General features: G+C 72.9%; 7 protein-coding genes. All 7 read left to right on the top strand.

The window, feature by feature from the left end:
- The first annotated feature begins 77 nt into the window (after nucleotides 1–77).
- Nucleotides 78–911, top strand: coding sequence for a dimethylargininase (ddaH, locus tag IG86_RS0117990; RefSeq protein WP_030897938.1), 834 nt, complete (start codon nucleotides 78–80; stop codon nucleotides 909–911).
- A gap of 439 nt (nucleotides 912–1,350) precedes the next feature.
- On the top strand, nucleotides 1,351–1,890 hold the full coding sequence (locus IG86_RS0117995; protein ID WP_030821567.1) for a toxin-antitoxin system HicB family antitoxin: 540 nt from the start codon (nucleotides 1,351–1,353) through the stop codon (nucleotides 1,888–1,890).
- 129 nt (nucleotides 1,891–2,019) lie between these two features.
- Complete coding sequence (locus tag IG86_RS0118000) at nucleotides 2,020–2,868, top strand: DUF4097 family beta strand repeat-containing protein (RefSeq protein ID WP_030897940.1); 849 nt, start codon at nucleotides 2,020–2,022, stop codon at nucleotides 2,866–2,868.
- 45 nt (nucleotides 2,869–2,913) lie between these two features.
- The gene (locus IG86_RS0118005) at nucleotides 2,914–3,927 is read left to right on the top strand and encodes an ATP-binding cassette domain-containing protein (protein WP_051785255.1); all 1,014 of its coding nucleotides are present in this window, start codon (nucleotides 2,914–2,916) and stop codon (nucleotides 3,925–3,927) included.
- The gene (locus tag IG86_RS0118010; RefSeq protein WP_030650717.1) at nucleotides 3,924–4,721 is read left to right on the top strand and encodes an ABC transporter permease; all 798 of its coding nucleotides are present in this window, start codon (nucleotides 3,924–3,926) and stop codon (nucleotides 4,719–4,721) included. The genes IG86_RS0118005 and IG86_RS0118010 overlap by 4 nt, the downstream gene beginning before the upstream one ends.
- Nucleotides 4,722–5,093: 372 nt before the next feature.
- Nucleotides 5,094–5,882: a thioesterase II family protein gene (locus IG86_RS0118015; protein WP_045936337.1), complete on the top strand. Its 789-nt coding sequence runs from the start codon at nucleotides 5,094–5,096 to the stop codon at nucleotides 5,880–5,882.
- A 177-nt stretch (nucleotides 5,883–6,059) separates the two neighbouring features.
- Nucleotides 6,060–12,608, top strand: a complete 6,549-nt coding sequence (locus IG86_RS0118020; protein WP_051785256.1) for a non-ribosomal peptide synthetase — start codon at nucleotides 6,060–6,062, stop codon at nucleotides 12,606–12,608.
- The last annotated feature ends 3 nt before the right edge of the window (nucleotides 12,609–12,611 follow it).

The following is a 12,611-nucleotide window of genomic DNA, read 5'->3' on the forward strand; positions in this document are numbered from 1 at the left end:
GCGGCTATTGAGTGCGGCGGCGGCGTGGATATCGTGTCACGAGGTATCCGTGAACCGACTCCGCATCGAGGAAAACCATGAGCCAATCAGGGCGAACGGCAAGGCCGCGGCATTATCTGATGTGTCGTCCGCACTACTTCGACGTACGGTATTCGATCAATCCGTGGATGGACCCCACGAAGCCCACGGTGACGGAAACCAGCCTTTCCCAGTGGAAGCGGCTGCATGATCTGTTCGTCGAGCTCGGGCACCGGATCGACCTCATCGAGCCGGTGCCCGACCTGCCCGACATGGTGTTCGCGGCCAACGGGGCGACCGTGCTGGACGGGCGGGTGCTGGTGGCCCGGTTCCGGCACAGCTACCGGGTCGGGGAGTCCCCGGCGTACCTGGACTGGTTCGCCGAGCGGGGGTGGGGCGAGGTCCGGCAGGCGGAGTACGTGAACGAGGGCGAGGGCGACTTCCTGCTCGCCGGCGACACCCTCCTGGCGGGCAGCGGGTTCCGCAGCGACCCGCGCTCGCACGAGGAGGCCCAGGAGTTCTTCGGGCGCCCGGTCCTCGGATTGACGCTGGTCGACCCGCGCTTCTACCACCTCGACACCGCCCTGTCGGTCCTCGACCGCGACGAGGTCATGTACTACCCGGCGGCCTTCTCCCCGGAGAGCCGCGAGGTGCTCGCCGAGCTGTTCCCCGACGCGATCCAGGCCGAGGAGGCCGACGCGGTGGCGTTCGGGCTGAACGCCGTCTCCGACGGCCTGCACGTGGTGCTGCCCGAGCAGGCGCGGGGGCTGGCCGCCCAGCTCGCGGAACGCGGCTTCGAGCCGATCGGCGTCGACCTGTCCGAGTTGCTCAAGGCCGGCGGCAGCGCAAAGTGCTGCACGCTGGAACTGCGTCCGGCGCCCGCCGCCGACTGACCCGGCCGGTCGTGTCCGGCGCCCGCGCCGGCCGTCCGTATCCGCTTCCCGGGAGCGCATCGGCCGGTATTCGGGCGGCGCAATTCACGGCACCACCCGCGGGGTCGTCCTGTCGACAGGACGACCCCGCGGTCGCATTTCGGGGCGCCGTGAACTCTTATGCGTTCCGCCGGATAATTCGAAATGCACGCCGCCCGGGAATCCCCCTGCCGCGACCCGCGACACCTGCGGCCCCGCGACCCGCGTGAGGCCGGTCCGCACCGTCCCGTGCTGTCGTGCGTGGATGTGCAGCGCGCGCCACCGCGCCCCGTGGTGGCGCCGCCATGGCTCAGCTTGGCTCATCGATGGCACACTGCCTGACCTGCGGTTTTGGAAATGGTGGCACATGTGGCGCCAGATTGGCTCGCCATGGCGCCACTTGTGTGTCATGCTGTGGGACATGGACCTCAGCCCCTATGTCGCAAGTCTTCGGCACGAGCTCGCGGTGGCCGCCGATGCGGGCGGCGAAGAAGCCCGCGCTCTCGCCGAGCGCCTCACCGCCCCGCTAGAGTCGGCAGCCAGACTCACCCTCCTGACCGCCCTGTCGGACGCCATGGGCGAGGTCACCCGGGAGCTCGCTCCCGGTTCGGTCGACGTACGGCTGCGGGGGCTCGATCCCGAGTTCGTCGTGACCGCCCCGCCGAAGGAAGAGCCCTTCGGGGCGGGCGGCTTCGACGAAGCGCCCGCGGCCGCCCTGCCCGCCGTGCCGCTCGCGCCGGAAGGGGAGGACAGCAGTACCGCACGCATCAACCTCCGACTCCCCGGCCACGTCAAGACGCGGGCCGAACAGGCGGCGGCCCGTGAGGGGCTCTCCCTCAACGCCTGGCTCGTCAGGGCGGTTTCGGGCGCCCTGGAGACCGGCGGCGCCCGGCCGCCGGCCGACACGCAGGCGCCCCGGCGCGGCAGCGGCAGGCGGAGCTTCACCGGCTGGGTGAGCTAGCACCGCGACCGGTGCCGCAGGCGCGGCACCGGGGCACACGACACCGGCGTACGGGAGCCGACCACTCCCGCGTCGTCTTCACGTCCCCGGAGCGGGGGCGGCCACCAGACCCACGAGGACGGGACAGCCATGCCTTCTTACGAGACCAAGGGACCCATCACCGCGACCATCCACGTCGAGGTCGGAGTCGCCCGGATCAGCGCGTCGGACCGCACCGACACCGTGGTCGAGATCCACCCGCGCACCGCCGGGGACAAGGACGACCAGCGCGCCGCCGAGGAGACGAAGGTCGACTTTGCCGACGGGAACCTGACCATCCGCACCCCGAAGGCGCGCGGCCTGTTCAGCGCCCGCGGCTCGGTCACCGTCGACGTCGCCCTGCCCGAGGGTTCGCGCCTGCTCGGCACCCTGGAGATGGGCGACATCACCTGCAAGGGAACGCTGGGCGAGTGCGAGGTCCGCACCAGCGCCGGCTACATCCGCCTCGACCAGGCCGGCCCGGTCAGGCTCAAGACCCAGCACGGCGACATCCAGCTGGACTCGGCCGCCGGCGACGTGGACATCACCACCGGATCCGGCGAGGTCAGGGTCCGCGCGATCGGCGGCGACGCCGACATCAAGAACTCCAACGGCAACACGTGGCTGGACGACGTGGCGGGCGATCTGCGACTGAAGGTCGCCAATGGAAACATCACCGTGGGCCGGGCGCAAGGGTCCGTGTCGTCAAAGAGCTCGAACGGCAACGTACGCATCGAGGAAGTGGCGCGGGGCACCGTCGAGCTCCAGACTAAAGCCGGCAACCTCGAAGTCGGGATCCGCCAGGGGACTGCCGCCTGGCTCGACATCAACTCCCAGTCCGGGACGGTCTACAGCACCCTCGGATCCGCCGAAGGCCCCACCGAGGGCGCGGAGACCGTCAAGGTGCACGCGAGGACCAGCCTCGGTGACATCACCATCCAGCGTGCGCACGGCGCCTGACGTCAGAGCTCTGCCTCGCAACAGCTACGAAATGGAGGGGGCACGATGAGTGCCGCGACCGAACAGATGGCCCCGCCCAGGGGAATCAGCGCAGTCGGCCTGCGCAAGTCGTACGGCGAGAAGCTCGTACTCGACGGGATTGACCTGCACGTGCAGGCGGGCACGATCTTCGCCCTCCTCGGTCCGAACGGCGCGGGGAAGACCACCACCGTCCAGATCCTCTCGACGCTGATCTCCGCCGACGGCGGTGAGGCGACCGTCGTGGGGCACTCGCTCGACCGCAGCGCGGACGCCATTCGTGGCGAGATCGGTGTCACCGGACAGTTCGCGGCGGTGGACGGACTGCTGACCGCCGAGGAGAACATGCTCCTCATGGCGGACCTGCACCACCTCGACCGCGCGGAGGGCAAGCGCCGCACCGCCGAATTACTCCGGCAGTTCGAACTCACCGAGGTCGCCGGGAAGATGGCCTCCACCTTCTCCGGGGGCATGCGCCGCAAGCTGGACCTGGCGATGACCCTCGTCGGCAACCCCAGCCTGATCTTCCTCGACGAGCCGACCACCGGCCTCGACCCGCGCAGCCGCCGCACCATGTGGCACCTGATCCAGCAGCTCACCGCCCAGGGCGTGACCATCTTCCTCACCACGCAGTACCTGGAGGAGGCCGACCAGCTCGCCGACCGGATCGCCGTCCTCGACAAGGGCAAGATCGTCGCCGAGGGCACCGCGGACGAGCTCAAGCGCCGGATCCCCGGCGGCCACATCCGCCTCCAGTTCTCCGACGTGCTCAGCCTGGACGCCGCCGCCCGCCGCCTCGCGCTCGGCCCCGGCGCCCGCGACGAGGAGAAGCTCACCCTGCAGATCCCCAGCGACGGCAGCATCCCCGCGCTCCGCTCCGTCCTCGACCTGCTGGAGAGCGCCGGAGTCGAGGCGGACGCGCTGACCGTCCACACGCCCGACCTGGACGACGTCTTCCTCGCCCTCACCGGCGACGGCTCCCGCCACCACGCCACCACCGTTCCCAGCCCCGCCGACGCGGTGAAGGAGGCCCGGCGATGAGCACGACGTACGCGATGCGCGACTCGATGACGATGCTGCGCCGCAACCTCAAGCACGCCCAGCGTTACCCCTCGATGACGATCTCGATCGTCGCGATGCCGATCCTGATGCTCCTGCTGTTCGTCTACGTCTTCGGCGGCGCGCTCGGCGCCGGCATCGAACTGCCGGGCGGCGGCACGGGCGACCGCGGCGACTACACCAACTTCGTCGCCCCCGGCATCCTCCTGATGGCCGCCACCGCCGGTGCCGTCTCGACCGCCGTCTCCGTCTGCACCGACATGACCGAAGGCATCATCAACCGCTTCCGGACCATGTCGATCTCGAAGTCCTCCGTGCTGACCGGGCACGTCGTCGGCAACGTCATCCAGACCATGATCAGCCTGGTCCTCGTCATCGGCGTCGCCCTCCTGGTGGGCTTCCGGCCCAACGCCACCTTCGTCGAGTGGCTCGCCGCCCTCGGCATCCTCGCCCTGCTCGCCTTCGGCCTCAGCTGGCTCTCCGCCGCCATCGGCCTGGGCTCCAGCAGCGTCGAGGCGGCGAGCAACGCCCCGATGCCGCTGACCTTCCTGCCCTTCCTCGGCAGCGCGATCGTCCCGCCGGAGTCCATGCCGGTCGGCCTGCGCTGGTTCGCCGAGTACCAGCCCTTCACCCCGATGACCGACACCCTCCGCGGCCTGCTCATGGGCACGGAAATCGGCAACAGCGGCTGGCTCGCGCTGGGTTGGGGCGTCGTCCTCAGCCTCCTGGGCTTCCTGTGGGCCCGCTCGGCCTTCAAGCGCGAGGCGAAGATCTAGAGAGCTCCACCGCACGCACCGCAACGCGAACGGGGCTGCCCGGCCGAACGGCCGGGCAGCCCCGTTCGCCGTGTTCCGGCCGTCCCGTCGACGGGACGGCCGACGGTGCGGTGCGGGGCGCGGACAACGGGACACGATGGCCGAAAACGCAAGCAGGAATCGCTCACCAGTGCCGCCGCGGCAGAGCTGTACGGGCATTCCTTGCCCCGCCCACGGGCCACTCCTACGATCAATCCGGAAGGGCGGGGAAACGAATTCACGGCTGATCTGATCCGGCCCCCAGTGCCATTCAATCCGGCACCGCATTCCATATTCCGTTTCCCCCTTCGTGCTTCCCGCTTCCGTCCGACGAAACGCAGAGGGGCCATCGTCATGCACACCCGCAGCCACGCAACGGAAACCGCCGCCGGACTGGTCGTCGAAAGCCCCTTCATATGGCGGGCCAGGCGGCCCGGACACCGTCACCAACTGGTCTGCTTCCCGCAGGCGGGAGGCGGCGCCGGCGCCTTCAACGACTGGGTGCACCGGCTCCCGGCCGACATCGAAGTGGTCGCCGTACAGCTGCCCGGCCGGCAGAACCGGATCCTGGAGGACGCCGCCACCGAGGTCGGACCGCTCGTACGGACGCTGGCGCAGGCCCTGCGGCCCGTACTGGACGGACCCTTCTCCTTCTTCGGCCACTCCTGCGGTGCCCTGCTGGCCTTCGAGCTGGCCCTGGCCCTCCAGGCCCGCGGCGGCCCCCGCCCGGCCCACCTCTTCCTCTCCGGCCAGGCCTCGCCCGTGCCCTTCCGCGACCGCCCCCAGCTGCACGGACTCTCCGACGAGGAGTTCCGGGCCGAGGTGCTGCGGCTCGGCGGCTTCGACGCGGAACTCGCCGAGGACGAGGACGCCATGGAGGCCCTGCTGCCGCCCGTCATGGACGACTTCACGCTCTGGGAGCAGCACGCCATGCCCGTCGACGCCCGCCTCGACGTCCCCATCACCGCCCTCGTCGGCGCATCCGACAGCAGGGCGCCACGCGCCGAGATGGAGACCTGGGGCGCCCACACGGACACCGCGTTCGACCTGCGCGTCTACCCCAGCGGGCATTTCTATCTCTTCGAGCCGGAACTGGGCTCCGAGCTGCTCGAATTCATCGCCGGAACGGTTCTGGAGTCCTAAGCTCCCGATGGGCAATGCCTGTATGACAGCTTTTTCGGCTTGCCGCGCCACCGGCGTGGCTGCGATTAATTGAGAAATCAAACCCACGAGATCCCGGTCTTCATGTCCAACCATTGGGGGATGGTCGCTTTGTGCTCGTTCCATGACGCGGCGGTGCCGGTGGCGACGATTCCTGAAATGTTCGAGAAGCAGGTCGTCGCCTCACCGGACGCCGTCGCCCTCGTCTTCGGCGAGACGTCGCTGACCTACCGCGAACTCGACGCGCGGGCCAACCGCCTGGCCCGGTTCCTGGTGGCACACGGCGTCGGGCCGGAAACGGTCGTGGGCGTGGCCCTGCGGCGCTCCCCGCAGCTGTGGACGGCCGTCCTGGCGGTCCTCAAGGCGGGCGGCGCCTACCTCCCCATGGACGCCGCGTACCCGGCCGAGCGCCTGCGGTACATGGTGCAGGACTCCGGCGCCCGCCTGGTCCTGGCGGACACCCCGACCGGCGGCGAGCTGCCCGAACTGCAGGCCCCCGTGCTGCTGCTGGACACCGCCGAAACCCTCACCGCGGTCTCCCGCGAGCCCGCCGGCCCGCTCACCGACACCGACCGGATCCGCCCGCAGCGCGTCGCGCAGACCGCGTACGTCATCTACACCTCGGGCTCCACCGGCCGGCCCAAGGGCGTCGCCGTCACCCACAACGGCCTCGCCCCGCTGCTCGTCACGCACTTCGAGCAGCTCAAGGTGGGCCCCACGAGCCGCGTGCTCCAGTTCGCCTCGCCGAGCTTCGACGCCTCGGTGTGGGAGATGTGCATGGGCCTGCTCTCCGGGGCCACCTTCGTGCTCGCGGGCAAGGAGGAGCTGGCCCCCGGCGAACCGCTGGCCGCCACCGTCGCCCGGCACGGCGTGACCCACGTGACGCTCCCGCCGCCGGTGCTCGCCGCGGTCCCGGCCGGCGCACTGGCCGGCGTCGAGACCCTGGTCGTCGCCGGCGACGCCACCACCCCCGAGCTGGTCGCCACCTGGTCGGCCGGTCGCCGCATGATCAACGCGTACGGGCCCACCGAGACCACCGTGTGCGCCACCATGAGCGCGCCCCTGGCCGGGGACGGCCTCGTACCGCCCATCGGAGGCCCGATCACCGACACCGGCGTGCACGTCCTCGACGACGCGCTGCGCCCGGTGACCGCCGGGGTGACCGGCGAACTGTACGTGTCGGGCGCCTCGCTGGCCCGCGGCTACCTGGGCCGCCCCGACCTGTCCGCCCAGCGCTTCGTGGCCTGCCCCTTCGGCGAACCCGGCGCGCGGATGTACCGCACCGGCGACCTCGTCGAACGGACCCCCGAAGGCACCCTCGTCTTCCACGGCCGCGCCGACACCCAGGTCAAGATCCGCGGCATCCGGATCGAACCCCTGGAGATCGAGGCCGTCCTCAGCGCCCACCCCGGCGTCGCCGACGCCGCGGTCCTCCCCCACGAGCAGGCCGGCGGCCGCCGCCTGGTGGCCTACGTCGTACCCGCCGCCTCCGGCCGCCCCGGCCACGAGGGCCCGCAGGGCAGCGGCTACGGCAGCATCGCCCTCGACTCCGGCTTCGGCGCCGGCGAGCTGCGCGCCCACGCCGGCCGCCACCTGCCCGACCACATGGTCCCCGCGGCCTTCGTCCTGCTGGACCGGCTGCCCCTGACGCCGAACGGCAAGCTCGACAAGGCCCGCCTGCCCGAGCCGCAGTTCAAGGCGGGCACCTACCGGGCCCCGCGCACCCCGCAGGAGGAGATCCTCGCCGAGCTGTACGCGAAGGCCCTCGGCCTCGGCCAGGTCGGCATCGACGACGACTTCTTCACCCTCGGCGGCGACAGCATCCAGTCGCTCCAGGTCGTGTCCTGGGCGCGGGCCCGCGGCCTGGTGGTCACCGCCCGCCAGGCCGTCGAGCACCGCACCGTCGCGCGCCTCGCCGAGATCGCCGTCGCGAACGGGCGGGGCGACGCCACCGGACCGGTACTGGAGGAGTTCGACGGCGGCGGCACGGGCTGGATGCCCCTGCTGCCCGTGGCCCGCTGGATCCGCGACTGGGGCCCCGGCTTCGACCGGTTCCTCCAGGCGATGGTGCTGGAACTGCCCGAGGACATCGACGCGGCCGGCCTGACCGCCACCCTGACGGCCGTACTGGACCGCCACGACCTGCTGCGCTGCCGCCTGGTGCCCGCCGGCGACGCCGACTCCGGCGCCGACACCGACGGTCTGCTGGTCGCGCCCGCCGGCTCCGTGGCCGTGGACCCGCTGCTGCGCCGCGTCACCTGCGACGGCCGCTGGGACGAGGAGTCCTGGCGCACCCTCCTCCTCGCCGAACTGGACCGGGCCGCGGGCCGGCTGGACCCGGCGGCGGGCGTGGTCGCCCAGTTCGTCTGGTTCGACCCGGCCCCCGGCGAGGGCGGCCCCGGGCGGCTGCTGCTCGCCCTGCACCACCTGGTCGTGGACGGCGTGTCCTGGCGCATCCTGATGCCCGACCTCGCCTCCGCCTGGCAGCAGGTCCGCGCCGGCCGCACCCCCGAACTGCCGCCCGTCGCCACCTCGATGCGCCGCTGGGCGCACGCGCTCGCCGACGAGGCGCGGCGCCCCGGGCGGGTCGCGGAGCTCGACCTGTGGCGGTCGGCCGTCGAAGGCCCCGACCCGCTGCTCGGCGCCCGCCGCCTGGACCCGGCCGTCGACGTACGGGCCCGCGTGCACACCACCCAAGTACAGCTCCCGGTGCCCGTCACCGAGGCCCTGCTGACCGACCTGCCCGCGGCGTTCCGCGGCGGCGTCAACGACGGGCTGCTCGCCGCGCTGGCCCTGGCCCTCGCCCGGTGGCGGCGCACCCGGTCCGTCGACGAGACCTCCGCACTGGTCCGCCTCGAAGGACACGGCCGCGAGGAGGCCGCCGCGCCCGGCGCGAGCCTCGCCCGCACCCTGGGCTGGTTCACGACCGCCTTCCCGGTACGCCTCGACCTCGCCGGGGTGGACCTCGACGAGGCCTTCGCGGGCGGCCCGGCCGCCGGCCTGGCCGTCAAGAAGGTCAAGGAACAGCTCCTGGCCCTCCCCGACAAGGGCATCGGCTACGGCCTGCTGCGCCACCTCAACCCGCAGACCGCCGCCGTCCTGGAACCACACCCCGTCGGACAGGTCGGCTTCAACTACCTGGGCCGTTTCTCGCCCACCGCCGACATGCCCGCCCAGCTGCGCGGACTGGGCTTCACCCAGGCGCCCGAGGCGGCGGCGATCGCCGAACTGGCCGAACTCGACGCCGCCCAGGACCCCCGGATGCCGGCCGCCGCCGAACTGGACGTCAACGCCTCCGTCGACGACCGGGCCGCCGGACCCGTGCTGAACGCCGTGTTCAGCGCCCCCGAGGGCGTGCTCTCCCCGGCCGAGGTACGGGAGATCGCCGACCTGTGGCGCGCCGCCCTGGAAGGACTCGCCCGGCATGCGGCCGAGCCCGGCGCGGGCGGACTGACCCCTTCGGACCTGCCGCTGGTGACGGCGAGCCAACACGACATCGACGGCTGGGAGCGGCGCTTCCCCGGCCTGACGGACGTCTGGCCCACCACCGCCCTCCAGTCGGGCCTGCTCTTCCACTCGGTGTTCGAGGACTCCACCTTCGACGCCTACCAGGTGCAGTACGCACTGCACCTGTCGGGGGAGGTCGACCCTGCCCGGCTGCGCGCAGCAGGCCAGTCGCTGCTCGACCGGCACGCCGGCCTGCGGACCGCCTTCGTGCACGACGCGTACGGGGACCTCGTCCAGCTCGTCCTCGACACCGCCACCCTGCCCTGGCAGGAACTCGACCTGTCCGCCATGGACGAGGCCGAGCGCACGGAGGCCTTCGAACGGTTCCTCGCGCAGGACCTGACCACGCACTTCGACCAGATCGCGCCGCCGATGCTGCGGATGACCCTCGTCCGGACCGGCGCGCGGACCCACGAGCTCGTACTCACCGCCCACCACGTGCTGTTCGACGGCTGGTCGGTGCCCCTCCTCATGCAGGACCTGCTCACCTTCTACGGATCGGACGGCCGGGCCACCGGGCTGGAACCGGCCCGGAACCACCGGGACTTCCTCGCCTGGCTCGCCCGCCAGGACCGCGAGGAGTCCGCACGGGTCTGGCGCGCGGAGCTCAGCGGAGTGGGGGAGCCGACGCTGCTCGCCCCGCTGCTCCCCGCCCCGGAGAACGCCCCGGCGGAACCGGCCGAGGACACCGCCATGCGGCAGGCGGAGGTACCGCTGCCGGTGGAGGCGTCCCGCGACCTCCAGCGGCGCGCGGCGGACCTGGGCGTCACCCTGAACACGGTGGTCCAGGGCGCCTGGGCCATCCTGCTGGCCCAGCTCACCGGCCGCCGGGACGTCGTCTTCGCGTCCACCGTCGCGGGCCGCCCGCCCGCCCTGCCCGGTGTGGACTCCACGGTCGGCATGTTCCTCAACACCCTCCCGGTACGGGTGCGGTGCGCGCCCGCGGACACGGTCGCCGAGCTGCTCACCGCGCTCCAGGGCCGGCAGGCCGCGCTCATGGACCACCATCACGTCGGCCTCGGCGAGATCCAGCAGGCAGCCGGCGTCGATTCCCTCTTCGACACGATCATCGGCTTCGAGTCCTTCCCCATGGACCGGGCCGGCATCGTCGAGGCCAGCCGGCTGGCCGGGATCTCGATCACCGGCATCCGCTCCTTCACCGCCAGCCACTACCCGGTGACGGTGCTCGCCTTCATCGAGCCCGACCGGCTGCGCCTGGCGGTCCAGTACCGCCACACCGTGCTCGACCCGGCCGCCGCCGAGTCCCTCGCCGCCCGATTCGGGACGATCCTGCGGCAGGTGGCCGAGGACACCTCCCGCCGGGTGGGCACCGTGGAGGTGCTGGAGCCCGCCGAGCGCGACCGGCTCCTGCACGGCCTCGCCGGCACCGCAGCGGCCGAGGACGGTACGGCCGCCGGCGCCGGTACGGACACGGTCCCCGCGCTCTTCGAGCGGCGCGCCGCCGCCACCCCCGGGGCCGTGGCGGTGGCAGACGGCGGGCGCTCCCTGACCTACCGGGAGCTGGACGAGCGCGCGAACCGGCTCGCGAAGGCCCTGACCGGGCGCGGGGCCCGCCCGGAGAGCGCGGTCGCCGTGGCCCTGCCCCGCTCGGCGGAGCTGGTCGTCGCGCTGCTCGGCGTACTGAAGTCCGGGGCCGCGGTCCTCCCCCTCGACCCGCGGCATCCGGGCGAGCGCCTCGCGCGGGTCCTGACCGACGCGCGGCCGCCGCTGGTGCTCACCGACGCGGACACGGCGGCCACCCTGCCGGACACCGGGGTCCCCGTCCTCACCCTGGAGGAGGCGGGCACCGGAGACGGCGGAGCGGCCCCGGCGGCCCGCCTCCCGCTGGCCGGATCGCTCGCGTACCTCTCGTACGACTGCGGGAGTTCGGGCGGGCCGACGGGCGTGGAGACCACCCACGGCAACCTCACCGGCCGGGTGCCCGGGCTGCTCGCGCGGCTCGGCGCCGCGGCCGGCCGGCGCCTGCTGCTGGGCGCCGGATCCGACACCGCACTGCCCGTCGCGGAGATCGTCGCCGCGCTCTGCGCCGGCGGCGGCGTCGAAGTGCTCCACGACGGCGCGGCCGCCGCGGGCGGGGTGCTCGCCACGAGCCCCTCGGCCTGCGCCGACCTGCTCGACGAGGCGGTCGACGACATCGCCGCGGACACCCTCGTGTTCTCGGGCGAGCCGCTCCCGGCCGCCCTGGCGCTGCGGGCGGCCGCATCGGCCCCGGGCGCCCGCCTGGTCAACGTCCACGGTCATCCCGAGACCGGCCCCGCCACCGCGTACGCGCTCCCCGACGGCGAGCGGCCGCACCGGACCGGGACCGTGCCCGCGGGGACCCCGCTGGCCGGGGTCCGCGCGTACGTCCTCGGCGCCGGCCTGGCCCCCGTACCGCACGGCGCGGTCGGGGAGCTGTACCTCGCGGGCGGCGCGCCGGCCCGCGGCTACCGGGGCCACGGCGCTCTGACCGCCCACCGGTTCGTCGCCGACCCCTTCGGCCCGCCCGGATCGCGGATGTTCCGCACCGGCGACCTGGTCCGCTGGAACGCGGACGACCGGCTGGAACTCCTCGGCCGCACCGGTGGCGAGGCGGCCGTCCGCGGCACCCGGCTCACCCCGGCCGAGGTCGAGACCGTCCTCACCGGACACCCCGGCGTGGAGCAGGCCGTCGTGGTCGTCCGCGAGGGCCACGGCCCCGGCGGGACCGCCCAGGCGGTGGGCTACGTCGTGCCCCCCGACGGCCACGAGGTGCCCGACCCCGCCGCCCACGCGGAGCGGGTACGGGCCCACGCGGCGCGGCAGCTTCCCGCGGCACTGGTCCCGGCGGTCGTCGTGACGCTGGACCGGCTGCCGCTGACACCCGACGGCGGGACGGACCGGGCGGCACTGCCCGAGCCGGAACCGCCCGCCCGCCCCTACCGGGCGCCGCGCACCCCGCAGGAGGCGGCCCTCTGCGAGCTGCTGGCGGAGGTGCTCGGCGTCGAACGGGTCGGCATGAACGACGACTTCTTCGAACTGGGAGGCAACTCCCTGCTGGCAACGCGGCTCACCAGCCGTATCCGGAAGGTGCTCGGGGTGAGCGTGCCCCTGCGGTCGATCTTCGAGTCCCACGCAATTTCAGAACTTTCGCGCACGGTCAAGAACGCAGGCACGTCGAGCCGGCCTCGACTGCGCAAGATGGACAGGAGTGGACAGTAAAAT

The organism is Streptomyces virginiae, from assembly GCF_000720455.1.
GTDB classification, from domain to species: Bacteria; Actinomycetota; Actinomycetes; order Streptomycetales; family Streptomycetaceae; genus Streptomyces; species Streptomyces virginiae.

Bases quoted from the DNA above. Each gene is read 5' to 3' on its own strand.
- IG86_RS0118015 (WP_045936337.1), top strand. From the start codon at position 5,094: ATGCACACCCGCAGCCACGCAACGGAAACCGCCGCCGGACTGGTCGTC.
- IG86_RS0118020 (WP_051785256.1), top strand. From the start codon at position 6,060: ATGTTCGAGAAGCAGGTCGTCGCCTCACCGGACGCCGTCGCCCTCGTC.
- IG86_RS0117995 (WP_030821567.1), top strand. From the start codon at position 1,351: ATGGACCTCAGCCCCTATGTCGCAAGTCTTCGGCACGAGCTCGCGGTG.
- IG86_RS0118005 (WP_051785255.1), top strand. From the start codon at position 2,914: ATGAGTGCCGCGACCGAACAGATGGCCCCGCCCAGGGGAATCAGCGCA.
- ddaH (WP_030897938.1), top strand. From the start codon at position 78: ATGAGCCAATCAGGGCGAACGGCAAGGCCGCGGCATTATCTGATGTGT.
- IG86_RS0118000 (WP_030897940.1), top strand. From the start codon at position 2,020: ATGCCTTCTTACGAGACCAAGGGACCCATCACCGCGACCATCCACGTC.
- IG86_RS0118010 (WP_030650717.1), top strand. From the start codon at position 3,924: ATGAGCACGACGTACGCGATGCGCGACTCGATGACGATGCTGCGCCGC.